The sequence below is a fragment of the Hominimerdicola aceti genome, assembly GCF_025567495.1.
Taxonomy (GTDB): domain Bacteria; phylum Bacillota; class Clostridia; order Oscillospirales; family Ruminococcaceae; genus Hominimerdicola; species Hominimerdicola aceti.
Window position 1 is genome coordinate 26,162 of record NZ_JAOQJZ010000006.1, and the last position, 16,240, is coordinate 42,401.

The 16,240-nt window shown below is 42.4% G+C and carries 12 protein-coding genes and 1 tRNA gene; 7 read left to right on the forward strand and 6 right to left on the reverse strand.

Annotated elements, in window-relative coordinates; all coding sequences use genetic code 11:
- Positions 1-198: 198 nt before the first annotated feature.
- Both OCV57_RS07075 and OCV57_RS07080 read left to right on the forward strand, forming a co-directional pair.
- Positions 199-1,269: a branched-chain amino acid aminotransferase gene (locus OCV57_RS07075; RefSeq protein WP_022287915.1), complete on the forward strand. Its 1,071-nt coding sequence runs from the start codon at positions 199-201 to the stop codon at positions 1,267-1,269.
- A gap of 65 nt (positions 1,270-1,334) precedes the next feature.
- Positions 1,335-2,045 (forward strand): NAD-dependent protein deacylase, encoded by a 711-nt coding sequence (locus tag OCV57_RS07080; protein ID WP_267300967.1) that lies wholly within the window; start codon positions 1,335-1,337, stop codon positions 2,043-2,045.
- Positions 2,046-2,160: 115 nt separating this feature from the next.
- Here the strand turns inward: OCV57_RS07080 and OCV57_RS07085 are convergent, their stop codons facing one another.
- From OCV57_RS07085 to OCV57_RS07100, 4 genes are all read right to left on the reverse strand, one after another.
- Positions 2,161-3,936 (reverse strand): ABC transporter ATP-binding protein, encoded by a 1,776-nt coding sequence (locus tag OCV57_RS07085; RefSeq protein ID WP_038672069.1) that lies wholly within the window; start codon positions 3,934-3,936, stop codon positions 2,161-2,163.
- Complete coding sequence (locus OCV57_RS07090) at positions 3,937-5,700, reverse strand: ABC transporter ATP-binding protein (protein ID WP_195552141.1); 1,764 nt, start codon at positions 5,698-5,700, stop codon at positions 3,937-3,939.
- 382 nt (positions 5,701-6,082) lie between these two features.
- Positions 6,083-6,790 carry a histidine phosphatase family protein gene (locus OCV57_RS07095; protein WP_022287911.1) on the reverse strand — a complete coding sequence of 236 codons (708 nt, stop codon included), beginning with the start codon at positions 6,788-6,790 and terminating at the stop codon, positions 6,083-6,085.
- Positions 6,791-6,805: 15 nt separating this feature from the next.
- Positions 6,806-8,164, reverse strand: a complete 1,359-nt coding sequence (locus OCV57_RS07100) for an MATE family efflux transporter (protein ID WP_022287910.1) — start codon at positions 8,162-8,164, stop codon at positions 6,806-6,808.
- Between the two features lie 749 nt (positions 8,165-8,913).
- Here OCV57_RS07100 and metG point away from each other — a divergent pair.
- The 3 genes from metG to OCV57_RS07115 all read left to right on the forward strand — a co-directional run bounded on the left by metG (position 8,914) and on the right by OCV57_RS07115 (position 11,892).
- Positions 8,914-10,866: a methionine--tRNA ligase gene (metG, locus tag OCV57_RS07105; protein ID WP_267300970.1), complete on the forward strand. Its 1,953-nt coding sequence runs from the start codon at positions 8,914-8,916 to the stop codon at positions 10,864-10,866.
- Between the two features lie 43 nt (positions 10,867-10,909).
- Positions 10,910-10,986 (forward strand) — tRNA-Arg (locus OCV57_RS07110).
- A gap of 288 nt (positions 10,987-11,274) precedes the next feature.
- Complete coding sequence (locus OCV57_RS07115; RefSeq protein WP_267300971.1) at positions 11,275-11,892, forward strand: flavodoxin family protein; 618 nt, start codon at positions 11,275-11,277, stop codon at positions 11,890-11,892.
- A 60-nt stretch (positions 11,893-11,952) separates the two neighbouring features.
- Here OCV57_RS07115 and OCV57_RS07120 read toward each other — a convergent pair whose 3' ends face one another.
- Positions 11,953-12,429 carry a hypothetical protein gene (locus OCV57_RS07120; protein ID WP_267300972.1) on the reverse strand — a complete coding sequence of 159 codons (477 nt, stop codon included), beginning with the start codon at positions 12,427-12,429 and terminating at the stop codon, positions 11,953-11,955.
- Positions 12,430-12,748: 319 nt separating this feature from the next.
- Here OCV57_RS07120 and OCV57_RS07125 point away from each other — a divergent pair, with 319 nt between their 5' ends.
- Positions 12,749-13,096 (forward strand): helix-turn-helix domain-containing protein, encoded by a 348-nt coding sequence (locus tag OCV57_RS07125; RefSeq protein WP_117864751.1) that lies wholly within the window; start codon positions 12,749-12,751, stop codon positions 13,094-13,096.
- A 3-nt stretch (positions 13,097-13,099) separates the two neighbouring features.
- On the forward strand, positions 13,100-13,504 hold the full coding sequence (locus tag OCV57_RS07130) for an ImmA/IrrE family metallo-endopeptidase (RefSeq protein ID WP_267300974.1): 405 nt from the start codon (positions 13,100-13,102) through the stop codon (positions 13,502-13,504).
- A gap of 197 nt (positions 13,505-13,701) precedes the next feature.
- On the opposite strand, the gene OCV57_RS07135 is transcribed toward OCV57_RS07130, so the two are convergent.
- Positions 13,702-16,230: a hypothetical protein gene (locus tag OCV57_RS07135; protein WP_267300975.1), complete on the reverse strand. Its 2,529-nt coding sequence runs from the start codon at positions 16,228-16,230 to the stop codon at positions 13,702-13,704.
- Between the last annotated feature and the right edge of the window lie 10 nt (positions 16,231-16,240).

Consider the following 16,240-nt stretch of genomic DNA (forward strand, 5'->3'; position numbering starts at 1 on the left):
AATTTTATGACGATTTCTCAACAGTTTTCATACAGTTGTATAAAAATGCAGTTTTCAAAATGTTATCCTGCATATTTTTCCTGCGACAAGGAATTTTTTTTGCAAAACCTCTTGAAAAAGATCACAATAAGTATTATAATATATGTGGTAAAGGTTCGCTTGCCGAGCCGATCATTAATTTAAGAAAGAAGGATCTGTATGTTAGATATCAAGATCGAACGTACCACTACTCCAAAGGAAAAACCGGCTGACGAGACAAAGCTTGGTTTCGGTCACATTTTTACTGACCATATGTTTGTTATGAATTATGACGCAGGTCAGGGTTGGCATGACGCTAGGATCGTGCCTTACGGCGACCTTTCACTCTCCCCTGCTGCTATGTGCCTGCACTACGGTCAGGAGATATTTGAAGGCCTTAAGGCTTATCGTACTGCTGACGGCTCTGTTCAGCTTTTCAGACCGCAGGAGAACTTCAAGAGAATGAACAACTCTGCTGAGAGAATGGTAATTCCTAAAATAAACGAAGAGGATATGCTCTACGCTCTGAAAACTCTTGTTAAAATGGAGCAGGACTGGGTACCTCACACTGAGGGTGCTTCCCTTTACATCAGACCATTTATCATCGCTGTTGACCCATATGTAGGTGTTAAGCCTGCTGACCACTATCTGTTCATCATTATTCTTTCACCTTCAGGCGCTTACTATTCAACCGGTCTTAACCCTGTTAAGATCTATGTTGAGAACAAGTATGTAAGAGCCGTAAGAGGCGGTACAGGTTTTGCTAAGACAGCCGCTAACTACGCTATCTCACTTGCGGGTCAGGAAGAAGCTCACGAGCAGGATTACGAGCAGGTACTTTGGCTTGATGGTGTTGAGAGAAAGTATGTTGAGGAAGTTGGCTCAATGAACATCTTCTTCGTTATTGACGGCGAAGTTGTTACACCACAGCTACTTGGCTCTGTTCTCCCTGGTATCACAAGAAAGTCTGCTATCGAGATATGCAAGAAGAAGGGCTACAAGGTAAGCGAGAGAAAGATCTCTATCGAGGAGATCGCTGAGGCTTACGACAACGGCAAGCTTGACGAAGTATTCGGCACAGGTACTGCTGCTGTTATCTCACCTGTTGGTCATCTTAAGTGGGGCGACAAGGTAATGGAGATAAACAACAACAAGATCGGCCCTGTTTCACAGATGCTTTATGATACAATGACAGGCATTCAGTGGGGCAAGATACCAGACGAGTTTGGCTGGATCGTCAAGATCGACTAATATCGTGAATAATCAATGCGGTCTGTGCTTCGGTATAGACCGCATTTTTCATAGGAGTGATAAAAATGGAGCTGCAGCAGATAATAGACAAGTCACACAGGATAGTATTTTTCGGAGGAGCAGGGGTATCAACAGAGAGCGGCATACCTGATTTTCGGTCGGTGGACGGACTTTACAATCAGAAATATGATTATCCCCCTGAGCAGATACTCAGCCACACGTTTTTTATGCGGCACACAAAGGCATTTTATGATTTTTACCGTGACAAAATGCTTTGTCTGACGGCAAAGCCTAACAAGGCGCATTACAAGCTGGCGGAAATGGAGAGGGCAGGCATACTTTCTTCAGTTATCACGCAGAATATTGACGGACTTCACACGGCGGCAGGCAGCAAAAAGGTGCTGGAGCTTCACGGAAGCGTACACCGCAACTACTGCATGGACTGCGGAAAATTCTACACTGCGGAGGATATTTTAAACAGCACAGGCATTCCGAAATGCACCTGCGGCGGAACGATAAAGCCTGATGTTGTGCTTTATGAGGAGGGGCTTGATGATAAAACTGTGACGGAGGCGGTGAGAGAGATATCTCAGTGCGACACGCTTATTATTGCAGGCACTTCTCTGACAGTTTATCCTGCGGCAGGAATGGTGAGATATTTTCAGGGGGATGATCTTGTGCTGATAAATCGGGACAAGACTTCCATGGACGGCTCCTGCGACCTTGTTATCCATGACAAGGTGGGGGAAACGTTGGATAAGATAGTGATAAAGTAATGTTAAACAACGCAATTACAAGGTGAGATAATAAACGGGCGAACACTGTTCGCCCCTACAGATGTGGATAGCCACATTTGCAGGGGGCAGTGTTCGCCCGTGTTTTTATGCTATTTTATTCGTCCATATGCTGGGCGGTATAAAGCTTGTAATACTCGCCTTTCTTTGCGATAAGCTGGTCATGAGTGCCGCACTCGGCAATGCCTTTGTTGTCGATATACATTATCTTATCGCAGTTTTTGATAGTGGAAAGTCTATGTGCGATAATAAATGAAGTTCTGCCAACAAGAAGTCTTTGAAGTCCTTGCTGAAGGAGCTTTTCTGTTCGTGCGTCTATTGATGAAGTTGCTTCGTCAAGGACAAGTATTTTCGGGTCGGAGAGGAGCGTTCTTGCAAAGGAGATAAGCTGTTTCTGTCCGCCTGAAAGCTTTGAGCCACGCTCGTTGACTTCGGTCATATAGCCGTCTTTCATTTCGCTGATGAACTCGTCTGCGCAGACTATCTTTGCGGCTTCTCTTATTTCTTCTTCCGTTGCGTCAAGTCTGCCGTAACGGATATTATCGTAAATAGTGCCGCTGAAAATAAAGCTGTCCTGAAGCATTATGCCCATTTGTGAGCGGAGTGAATGCAAGGTCGCCTGACTTATATCCTTGCCGTCTATGGTTATTTTACCGCTGTCCAGGTCATAAAATCTTGACAGGAGAGAAACTACTGTAGATTTTCCTGCGCCTGTTGGTCCAACGAGGGCAACGCTTTCGCCCGGCTTAACGTCAAAGGAGATATGCTCCAAAACTGTTTTGCCTTGCTCATAGCTGAATGTAACGTCATCAAATTTTACCTCACCTGTGATATCACCGATATCCTGAGCATTCGGCTTGTCTGCGATAGTGGCAGGCTCGTCAAGGGTTTCAAAGATACGCTCAAGGTAGGCGATATTGTTGATGAAGTTATTGAAGATGTTTGACAGGTTCATGATAGGCTGCCAGAAGCTTGAAGCATAGCTTGTCATGGCAACGATAGTTCCAAGGCTCACTGCCGCAGGTGTCAGCACCAGCAGACCCACCACGAATATTGCGGCTCTCACAAGAGTAGAAACGTTGTCGGTAGCAGGCCAGACAAGGTTAGAATATTTCACGGCGTTTATCCAGCTTTTACGATATTTCTCGGAAAGTCTGTCGAATATCTGGGCGTTTTCTTCCTCACGGGTGAATATCTGGGTCACTCTTGCGCCTGTGATGTTTTCCTGCAAATAGGCGTTAAGGTTTGAGGATTTGTTTGAAACGTCCTGCCATGCTTTACGCTGTCTTTTCTTTATCATCATCATTATGACTGCAAATATCGGCAGACCCGAAAGCACCACCAATGACAGCTTCACATTCACAAAGAACATGAAAATCATGATGAAAAGCATATTAAGGCACTCGAGTATAACATTGATGATACCGTTTGAGAGCATATCCGACACGGAGTTTACATAGTTTACAACTCTTATAAGAATTTTGCCGTGTGGGCGGTTATCGTAATACTCAAATGGAAGCTCCTGCAAATGCTTGAAAAGATCGGTACGGATATCGAAGATTATATCCTGACCAACAACTGTCATTATCCTTGAACGGATAGTGGAGAATGTTATGGACACGGCTATAGTGCCGACAAATGCGAGGGTGAGCAGGACGAGCTGTCCCATATTTTTCTGAGGTATGGTATTATCAAGAGCGTACTGTGTGATGAGCGGTCCGAGAAGTCCTGATATTGCTGCGAACACGCTGAGCACAAGGGCGGTTATCATTTTGCCCTTATATTTTTTGATATACACAAAGGAGCGTTTCAGGTGGGCGAAGTCAAATGGGGTTTCAAGGACTTCGTCAACGTCATAACGGTTTCTTGCCATTTAGACCGCCTCCTTTCCGAAGCCATCGTTCTGCAGCTTGAACACCTCGTAATAGTATCCCTTTTTGGCGATAAGCTCATCATGAGTACCCATTTCGGTTATCTTGCCGTCATCGAGGATTATTATCATATCAGCGTCTTTGGTGGAGGAGATACGCTGGGCTATTATTATCTTTGTGCATGGGAAGTCGAGGTTTCTAAGGCTGTCCTGAATATACTTTTCTGTTTCCATATCCACGGCGGAGGTGGTATCGTCAAGGATAAGAATGGCAGGCTTTATGGCTAAGGCTCTTGCAAGGGAAAGTCTTTGCTTTTGTCCGCCTGAAAGACCTACGCCACGCTCGCCAACGATAGTTTCATAGCCGTCAGGCATTTTCTCAACGAACTCGTTTGCCGCCGCAAGCTTTGCATAGTGCTTAACGTCCTCTTCGGACATATCAGAGTCGCCGTATGCGATATTGCCGTCTATTGTATCAGAGAAAAGCAGGACGTCCTGCGTTGCCATACCTATTTGTGAGCGGAGCTGTGAGAGCTTACGCTTTCTTACATTCACACCGTCAACGAGGACTTCTCCTGAGTTGGTATCGTAAAATCTTGGTATGAGGTTTATAAGCGAGGTCTTGCCTGAGCCTGTTTCGCCCATTATGGCAACTGTCTGACCTGCTTTTATCTTAAAGTTCACGTTGTCAAGGACTATATGCTTGCCAAACTTAAAGGTAACGTCCTTGAACTCGACATCTCCGTGAAGCCTTTCTGTCTGGTCAACTGCATCTTCACGGTCGGTGATGATAGGTCTTGCATAGTATATCTCAATGACCTTCATAGCGGAAGCCATGAACCTTTGCATATCGTTCACATAGATACCAAGGTTTCTGACAGGGTTTGCGATGCCCCAGATAAGTCCTGAGATAGCAACATACTCGCCCATTGTTATTTCCCCTTTTATAAGGAAAAATCCACCGCCAAGGAGCATTACAACTGACAAGGCGTTTGCGAAAGCTTCCATATAAGGGAAGAATTTAAGCCACAGCAGTGACGCTTTTTTGTTGGCGTCAGAATACTCTTTATTGGCTTTTTGGAACTTTTCTATCTCATAGTCCTCACGGGCGAAGGCTTTTACAACTCTGTTGCCTGAGATGTTCTCCTGAGCGTCGGTATTCATTTGGGACAGCTTCTCACGGAGGTCAACGTAGACCGGCTTTGCCTTTTTATCAAGAAGCACCACCACGCCGAATATGAACGGTGTAACAGCCAGCAGAAGAAGTGCCATTTTCCAGCTTACCATAAAGAAATAAACTGATGAGGCTATAAACAGCGAACATGATTCAAGCATACCTTTAAAAACGAATGCCACTGCATGACGCACCATATCAAGGTCGCCTGTGAGCCTTGTCATAAGGTCGCCTGTTCGGTTGCGGTCATAAAACTCCATATCCTGATTTTCGATACGTCTGAAAAGGTGTGTCCTTATTCTGTATATCATGCCCTGAGATGATAATTCATAGGTCATGTTGCAGGTGTACTGACAGATAGTTCTAAGCAGGGTAAAGCCCACCATGCCTGCAAGCAGCAGCCAGAACAGCTTTCTTTCATGCTCAAGATTAAAAAGTGCGTCCTTGCTTGAAAGAAACTTATCCACAAGCTCTTTGCTGAAATAAGGTGTGGTAAGATACAAGGCGTTGCATACGATAGACAGCACAAGGGCTGTTACATAGAATTTTCGGTAGCCTTTCAGATTGTGCCATATCCATTGAAGCTGGAACATATTCTTTCACTCTCCTTTTATTCTTCTAATCTTCATGCTCTCTTAGGCACATATAAAAATATGAAACCCATACTCTTTTAAGCTATGGGATATTATAAGCCCTTTTCAAAATAAAGTCAAGGGGGTAAAAGCATTTAGTTTACATAAAGCAAGCTAAAAAATCAACGAAAACACGAAGCTTTTGTTGTGCTTTTTCACAAATTATGAATATGTTGTTATCTAATGATAGTCATATTTAGAAGAAAACGTTTTCTTTAACTGTTATATTATCTTAAACTAAGGTTTCGCACAATAAAATAACCGCCCTGAAATAACAGAGCGGATAGAGGATATTTTTGTATGCAATAATATGCGAGCGAAAAAGTCACCCTTACGGGTTTATTTAATCCTGAAAAACGTCGGTGAAGTAGCCTGCGTTGGAGATAGGTTCATTGCCGCCTGCAAGGTGCTTTGTACAGCCCATGACGTGGCATCTGAAAAAGCCATAGTCGCCCTCACGCTCCTCACAGCCGAGGACTGTCACAGATGTAGGCTGCATATTGAAGCCATGCCACATATTCATGGTGGAAATACCAAGGATATGTCCTATCATCACCATTGATACGCCGAAGTGACAGAAGAACACAAGGGTTTCATCGCTGTGCTTTTCAATGCGGAACATACCGTTCTCGTGGATATAACCATGGTCGGCAAGAAGCTTATCAATACCCTCATGCACCCATTTAAGCTGTTCTTCAACATTGCCTGTTTGCATATAATCGGATTTGAACCAGTTATTGCGGTCATAGTATATCTCTTTATCCGCCCACTCGGTGGGGTACATATCCCATGGGATACGATGTCCTCCGTCAGAGGTGGGTATTATGCCGTTAAATTCTCTCAGCCATGGGAGAGTTTCGGCGGTATCGCCACGAAGCTTCAGGGAATATTCCGCTGTGAGCTGTGCTCTGCCAAGGGGAGAAACGTAGAACTTTGAAACGTCCCAATTCTTTACACGCTGTGCAAGAAGCTCTGCTTCACGCTTGCCCTTTTCTGTAAGGGTATCATGAACGTAATCGGGGTCGCCATGTCTGATAAAAATAAGACGCATAAAAATACCTCCTAGTTAGTCTGCCATTGGTTTTATTTCAGCGTTGTAGGCTCTTCTAAGGAAGAACAATGACGCCATGATCGAGAATATTTCGGCTATCGGGAACGCCCACCAAATAGCATCAAGCTTGCCTGTAAGGGAAAGAAGATACGCCACAGGAAGAAGCACAACAAGCTGTCTTGTAAATGAAACGAGCATAGAGGAAAGTCCCCTGCCAAGAGCCTGCAATGATGAAATTATGATTATATCAAAGCCTGCGAAGAAGAAGTGTGTGCTGATTATACGCAGGGCTGTTACGCCTATGCTTAGCATATTATCGCTTGCGTCAAAGAGTTTCAGAAGCTGTGCAGGGAAAATCTGCATTATGATAGTGCCGACTATCATGATAGACACAGAATATATCATGGCGTATTTTATTGCACCTGTGATACGCTTTTTCTTTCTTGCACCATAGTTATAGGCAACGATAGGGATAAGACCGTTATTAAGTCCGAAAACAGGCATGAAAACGAAGCTCTGAAGCTTGAAATACACACCGAAAACTGCGGCGGCGGTGTTTGAGAAGCCGATAAGTATTTTATTCATGCCGTAGGTCATGATAGAAGAGATAGATTGCATTATAATGGACGGCAGACCGACAGCGTAGATCTTCTTGATTATTTTTGCCTGCGGTCTATACTTCACAAGGTTTATGGTTATCTCTTTGTTGAACTTCATATTGAAGAAAAGTCCGAAGGCTGCAGCGGTGAACTGACCGATACAGGTAGCCACAGCCGCACCTGTTACGCCCCACTTAGGGAAGAAGCCCACGCCAAAGATAAAGCAAGGGTCGAGGATAATATTTATCACTGCGCCTATTCCCTGAGTATACATTGAATAGATAGTTTTACCTGTAGCCTGCAAGAGTTTTTCCATGGTCATCTGACAGAAAAGACCGATACTTAGCAGGCTGATGACGGTTAGGTACTGGTCGCCATATTCGATAATTATTTTGCTTGAGGTTTGTGAGCGATAGAAGATCTCGGTAAAAAATGCACCAAAAACCACGAAGATAACGAAGTTCACAAGGCAGAGGAAAATGCCGTTATTGGCGGCGCTGTTGGCTTGTTTGAAGTTCTTTTCACCAAGTGATTTTGACAGCAGTGCGTTGATACCGACACCAGTGCCTGCACCGAGGGCTATCATAAGATTTTGCACAGGGAAAGCCAGTGACACGGCAGTGAGTGCGTCCTCGCTTATTTTGGCAACAAATATGCTGTCGACGATATTATAGAGAGCCTGCACGAGCATGGATATCATGATCGGCAGGGACATTTTGAACAGCAGATCACCTATGGGCTGCGTTCCCATTTTATTTTCTCTTACTTCTTCCATTTTACGATTCCCACCTTAGAGTTACTTTTTCTTAGAATTTATACTTTAACCCTTCTATTATAGCATTTTTATACGAAAGTTGTATGAATTATTTGTTAAATCAGCACAAATCGGGTGGTGTCCTCTATGATTCAGAATTTATGCAAGTTCTGAGCACGGGCGAACGATGTTCGCCCCTACCGATGTTTGTGGGGTTATCAAGGGTTGTGAGATAAACAATAATGCGAAATGTCAAGGGGGGTGGGCTGTCGAGGGCGCCAGCCCCTACATATTGTTAGGGGAAGTTTGTTGTGCCGCAAAATCGCTACGCTCTTTGCGGATTTACATTTGCTCAGGGCGAGGGTGGGCGGTGCAGATTTTGTACTCCGATATGGGATTTGTTTGATATATGGCTCTCGTGTGCTTTTTACACTTTAATCTGCACCTTGTCGGCTTACGCCGAATGAGGCTCTGCCTCATACTCCGCTCAGGGCTTTGCCCTAAGAACCCACAAGGGACTCTGTCCCTTGACCCTGCAAGCCCTCTAACGCCGGGCTTGAGCCTGCGTTTAAGTGTTCGCTACGCTCGGTGCTGGGTGTACAACTCTGGTAGGCTTTGCCCATTCCTCATTCCTCACTCCTCATTCCTCACTCCTCACTCCTCATTCCTCACTCCTCACTTAAATCGCTTTACCGCTTGACGAAACCACTGTAAAGTAGTATAATATAAGAAATGCTGCTTATGCAAATTCTTTTACGGAGGTCCTTTATATGGAGAAAAAACCGTTTTATATCACTACCCCGATATATTACCCTTCAGGTAATCCTCATATCGGTCACTGCTACACCACTGTTGCCTGCGATTCTATTGCCAGATACAGACGTATGCAGGGCTATGATGTCATGTTCCTCACAGGCACTGACGAGCATGGTCTGAAAATCGAACAGAAGGCTGCTGAAAAGGGTGTTACGCCTAAGGAATATGTTGATGAGGTAGTCAAGACTTTCAAAAAGCTTTGGAGCTACATGAACATCAGCTATGACAGATACATCAGAACTACTGACGATTATCACATTGAAACTGTTCAGAAGATCTTCAAGGCTCTTTATGACAAGGGCTACATTTACAAGGGCGAATACAAGGGTAAATACTGCACACCTTGCGAGAGCTTCTGGACTGAGTCACAGCTTGATGAGAACGGCTGTTGTCCTGAGTGTCACAGAGAGGTAACAGAGGCTAAGGAGGAGGCTTACTTCTTCAAGATGTCGCCATTTGCTGAGAGGATAGAGAAGCTTCTCACTGAGACAGATTATCTCCAGCCAAAGACAAGAGCCACTGAGCTTGTAAACAACTTTATCAAACCCGGTCTTGAGGATCTTTGTGTATCAAGAACCACTTTCAAGTGGGGTATTCCTGTTACATTTGATGACAAGCACGTTGTTTACGTTTGGATAGACGCACTTTCTAACTATATTTCTGCACTTGGTTTCTGGAACGAGCAGTACAATGATTTTGACAAGTTCTGGCCTGCTGACGTTCACATGGTAGCAAAGGATATCATGAGATTCCACGCTATCGTTTGGCCTGCAATGCTTATGGCACTTGATCTTCCACTGCCTAAGCATCTTGCTGTACACGGCTGGATAACATTCAACGGACAGAAGATGTCCAAGTCTTTGGGCAACGTTGTTGACCCGTTTATTCTTGGTGAGAGATATGGTGCTGACGCTATCAGATACCACATTCTTCGTGAAATGGCTTTGGGTGCAGACAGCTCATTCTCAAACGAGATAATGATAAACAGAATAAACTCTGACCTTGCAAATGGTCTTGGCAATCTTGTTTCAAGAACTGTAGCTATGGCTGACAAATATTTTGGCGGCACGCTTCCTGCTGACAGAGAGGCCGGCGATTTTGACGCTGAGCTTATTGCTGAGGCTAAGGGACTTGTTGCAAAGGTAGACGAGTTCATGGACAAGACTCAGATAAACAATGCTTTGGCTGAGATATTCAAGGTAGTATCCAGAGCTAACAAGTACATTGACGAGACAGCTCCATGGGTACTTGGCAAGGACGAGAGCAAAAAGGCAAGACTTGCGACAGTTCTTTACAATCTGCTTGAAACTATCAGGATAGTATCAACGCTTCTCAGCAACTTTATGCCTACAACAATGCCAAAGGTATGGGAGCAGATAGGTGCGGCTGAGAGCGACATCACATACGAGAACGCTGGCAAGTTTGGTGTACTTCCTGCTGACGTTACAGTTCACAGGGGTGAGATCATCTTCCCAAGAATTGACGTTGACAAGGAGATAGAGGAGCTTAACAAGATAATAGGCAGCAATGCAGAGCCTGAGGAAAAGGCTGACGATGGATTTGAGCCTGCGCCTATAGCTGACGAGATAACCATAGATGATTTTGCAAAGGTAGATCTGAGAGTTGCTCTTGTTAAGAACTGCGAGAAGGTAAAGAAGTCCAAGAAGCTTCTTTGCTTACAGCTTGACGATGGTTTTGGCGGCAGGCAGGTAGTATCGGGCATTGCGGCATGGTACAAGCCTGAAGATCTTATTGGCAAGAAGGTAGTTATTGTAGCCAATCTGAAGCCTGTGAAGCTTTGCGGAGTTGAGTCAAACGGCATGATATGTGCGGCTGACACACCTGACGGTGCGGCAAGCGTTATTTTCCCAGATCAGGACTTGCCATGCGGAGCTAAGCTTAGATAAAAAATTTATAAAAAAACAAGGAGCGGATTTCCGCTCCTTATATGCGTCTGTAGCTCAGTTGGATAGAGCGCAAGACTCCGACTCTTGAGGTCGCAGGTTCGATTCCTGTCAGGCGCACCAGCAGGGGCGTGCCCCTGCACCATATCCGCTATCATTTATGGTAGCGGAATTTTTTATTTCCGCCCATAGGCGTAATATGCTGGGAAAGCTATATGTTCGCCGTGGCGGGCGATTTACGCTTTGCAATATATATAGCTGTATCGTATCCGCCGTACTTTTTGTCGGCGGATTTTTCAGGAAATGCTCATATTAACAATTATTTCAGAATAAAGCATATAAAAATTCACTTGACTTATAGTGTACTCCAAGTGATATAATTATTAAAATAAATACATAGGAGGATTTAACATGAACGTTCTTATTTTAAACGGAAGTCCGAGGATAAACGGAAATACTTCTATTGCCATTCGAGAAATGGAAAAGGTTTTTAAAGAAAGTGATGTTGAAGTAGAAACTGTTCTAATTGGGAACAAGGATATTCGTGGCTGTATTGCCTGCATGTCATGTTCAAAAACGGGCAAATGCGTATTCAATGACATGGTAAATGAAATCGCACCAAAGTTTGAGAAGGCTGACGGACTTGTTGTTGCAAGCCCTGTATATTACGCTTCTGCAAATGCAACTCTTATCGCCTGTCTTGACCGTTTGTTCTACAGCACACATTTTGACAAATCAATGAAAGTAGGAGCAAGTGTAGTTTGTGCAAGACGAGGCGGATGTTCGGCTACATTTGATGAGCTTAACAAGTATTTCACTATTTGCAATATGCCTATTGCCTCAAGTCAGTATTGGAACAGTATTCACGGACGTGAAGTAGGCGAGGCTGAAATGGACGATGAGGGTAAACAGACAATGCGTGTACTTGCAAGAAACATGACTTTCCTTATGAAAAGCATTGCACTTGGCAAAGAAAAATACGGCTTACCTGAAGTCGAGGAACACGCTTGGACTCATTTTATCAGATAACTCTATACATAAAGAAAACATGAAAAATATCCGTTCTGCAAAAAACAGAACGGATATTTTTTAGTTATATATATCATTCAGGCACTTTGTCACTCGCCTGCGCAGTTCTTCTCCTCCAAAGGGAAAGCCGAACTCTGCGGCGGAGCTTCCCCACTCAGGTGGGTGCTTCTTTGAGCTGTCAAAATAGCGGCTTTTCACCACTCCACGATAGCGTTTTGGCATTTTTGCCGCAAGCTCCTCACATTCTCTCAAGCGAAGCTGCACCTTTGCAAGGTCAAGCCACAAGTCAGTAAGCTTTTTCCCTCTGTGGGCTACCCTGCCGCAATGCTCCCCCACTGCGGCAAGCTGTGAGGACATTTCGCAGATATCCTCTTTAAGTTTCCACTCCTGCCACCTTAGTTTGCGATACTGTGAAAGCTTTCGCAGTGCGGCTGTATTAACTCTGCTTCCACCGCTTCTGAAATTATATCGGCTCGCTGAGGGCGCAAGCCTTTTTATGGAATTTACCTCTACGGAATAATCTATATTATCGTACATTTTTCTCCTTTCGCCTTTTTGTACAGACATTTGGACAGTTAGTATGATATACTGTAAATAAAATAAAGCAATGACATTTCAGATAACCGTTTTCTGTATATCTCTCGGGGCGGAGATGTCAAAAAAGGGGGGCGGTTTATCCTCTTGACTTTTACAGAGAAATGTATTATAATTATATCAAAGCCAGATTCTATACAGATATCTGTACTAACGATACATACAGTATACTACAGGTTTCTGCAAAAGTCAATAGCCATCAGCAAATTTGATACAGACTTCTGTATCTTTTGTGAAATGATCACAATTGGAGGAAGAAAATATGACTGAAATGTACAAAAGGATAAAAGAGCTATGCGAGGAGAACTATATGACTGTATCGCAGATGTGCAAGGAGCTGTCTATAACGAGGAGCTGTTTATCTGAGCTGAGCAAAGGCAGGACGGAACGACTTTCCGCGGAGAATTCTACAAAGATAGCGAACAGATTTGGAGTGAGCGTACAATATCTTATATCTGGCAGGGAAGAAGATTTTGACACGAAGCTGAAATATGCATTATTCAACGGCACGCTTGGAGTGACGGACGAAATGTTTGACGAGGTCAAGCAGTATGCAGAAATGGTCATGCTCAGAGAGGAAGCAAAGCGCAGAAAGGCTGGTGAAAAGTGAGAGATGACGAACATACAGGAATTGTATGATATTTGCAATAGAGAGAACATAACTATAGATTTTATTGATTGTCCAAAGTGCGGGGCGATATCGCTTTTTGGCTCAGGTGGCTGTGCGATCGGCATAGACAGCCAGACGCCTGCAAGGCTTTTGAAGGAGCGCACTGCTCACGAGATAGGTCACTGCGTAAAGGGTGCGTTTTACAACAGATACGCCACGGCAGACAACATCTCACAGCATGAATACCGTGCAGACAAGTGGGCGATAGAAAATCTGATACCGAAAAGCGAGCTTATCAAAGCCATAAAGAAAAATCTGGACAGTATTTATCTGCTTGCGCAACATTTTGATGTGAGCGAGGATTTTATGATAAAGGCTTGCAGGTATTATGGGGTTTATTTTGGGTAGAAAAATGTATATACCGCCCACAGAACCGCAACTGCACTGACTTAAAACCGCACTTTAACGGTTACAAAACCGCACTCTCGCCACTATTGAACCGCACAATATATCCACAAACTTGTCGCTGACTGCCCACGGGAAGTCAGCAACAAGTTGTGGCAAAACGTCTGTGCAGTTGAGACAGTCGAAGCGATATATACAAATCAAGTGCTAATTGTCTTGTGGCTTTTATCCAAAAACAAATAAATGGTTGCTACCGATGTAATTATTGTTGTGAATATGGCAATGAGCACTGTTATATCCATTTCCTTGTTTTCATAGCTTAATTGCACTGTATAATTGCCCTTAGGTATAACTGCTGAAATATAGCCATCTGAGGTTTCTGACAGTTCAGCATCTCCTACTGATCTTCCGTCTTGATATAATGTCAATTTGTAATTATCAACGTAGGTCATTGATACAACTATCTCGGTATCCTTAGCAAAGTCAGTATCAAAATTTAGCGTATCCAAATCTGCTTTTATCGGAATTTCAATATTATCCCCATAGGAACAGATAGGAGAGACTCCGTCTATTTCCATAAGTTTCATGCCGTGTGTCCAATCATGCACACTTGATATTGTCAATTTAGGGCATTTTTCAATGACTTTGGTGAATGCTTCAATAGCTTTCGGACTATTTTTATCGACCAGAACATATTTTACTCCGTTTGATATCATCTGATCTTCAAACTTATTTATCCATTCGGGGTCTTTCATATATTGCAGATAACTTAATGGTGATGCTACCATATTGCACATCATACCTTCATCTGTGATACTGCTCATTATCGCATTGCTCTGATCAAAGCCTTTCTTGGAAAATATATTATCATAACCGTTTAAGGAAAACAAGCCATACTCAGTGCTGATATTTTTTGTAAAACCATAGAAACATATTTTAGAACTATATTCAATTGGGTTATTGTAATACGTCACGTTATCTCTATAAATCTTTCCTATCGTAAGAAATCTGTAATTATTGTCTATATGGTTTTTATCAAGCAAGATTTCAACTTCTGACTTAATGTTCTTATAATCCAAATAGTCATAGTGCTTATTGTTAATGTATACATGATTGCCAGAGAGCATGAAATAGAGTACAATAACGAATGAAGAAACGGAGCCTATTATTGCAGCAATTATAGCTGTTTTATAATATTTTTTTATGCCGTCCAGCTTATACGCCCCCGTCACTATTATGAGCGGTACATAAATAAACGAGCATTTATACAGAAATCGAAATTCACGAATAAAAGGTAGATGACTTAATATATCAGCAATGCCATGCCCACTTCCCTCTGCCATTATAACAAAGAATACCGCCGCAAAAAGGAAACAGTGCATAAGTTTCTCAGACTCGTTATATTCATTTTGACATTTTCCTTTTATAAAGAAGTAAATATAGTATACTATGACAGCAAGATATAATACAATATCTAGCTTTAGTAAAAGAAAAAACAGAATTAAAAACAGCACACAGCTTGTTCTTAATTTAGGCGACGTCAGGTAATGGGTATCAGATCTCTGGTCACGAACTAACAAACACACAACACTGACTGCAGTTAGAACAACAAGTATAGCATCTGCTATTGGCGAGTAATGATATTGCTCAAACAAATAATATACAACTATTCTTAAAGCTGCAAAGTAAAGCAACCCATACAACATCATTTTTGGCTTCTTGCCTATTTGTTCGTGTGACGCCAACTTATTAATGGCTAAATGTATGCCATATTCTGTCTTTTCGTGCAGCTTTTTTAAGATCTGTGTAGCATACATCAAACAAAACCAAGCAAAAAAGCCCAAACCAATATAGTTCATATAATAATCACGCATTACTATTTTATTATTAAATAGAACTATATAAATAGGTCTAAAAACGCTTGAAATAGATATGCCCTGCGAGAAGAAATCATTGTTGCCATAGCCAGAAAGTATCAGACTTCTGTCGCCTGACACTTTCATAGACCCAATTATTATCCCGCTTGACAAGCCTATGAATATCATCAAATTTGTCATGAGCGGAACTAATTCTTTTAACTTTTTCTTTTGAACAGAAGCGACCACTTGAAAAATACAGTATACCATTACATAATAACAGCTGAATTGAACATGGCCCATTAACAGGGAAAAAGCTAAAACTATGCCAGGAATAAAATAGCGGGTCCTTTTGGAGTTGGTCTGAATAAAGATCCACATTAAAAACGGCATAAAGAAATAATTATTGAAAGTAAAATAATAAAAGCTATGCAGAAAAAAAATTATACTTGTTGAATATGTAAGTATGGCTATTATTATCGTACTACGCTTTAAATTTAATAACTTCAGTATCTTATACATCATAAGATTACCAAGCATATACATAATTATTTCATAAACAATTAGCGTTTCAAGAAAGCCGTTTAAAAGATAATGGCTTATGGCATAGGAAACATACATAAAGGGATTCAACAAGCCATAATAACCGCTGCTGAAAATGTTTATTCCTTTGTACTGATAAAAATTCCAATATGGTATGCCCTTACCGCTGAAAATATTATCAAATGCTTTATTTATAACAGGTCCCCACTGAAGAATATTATCATCAACATAAAGGGAACTTCTATTCTTTGACAAAATAACAGCAAAGAACAATATTGAATACAGCACTATTACAAGCACAGGTATCAAATTTCTGGTTTTATTTTTCATTGTGTCACCT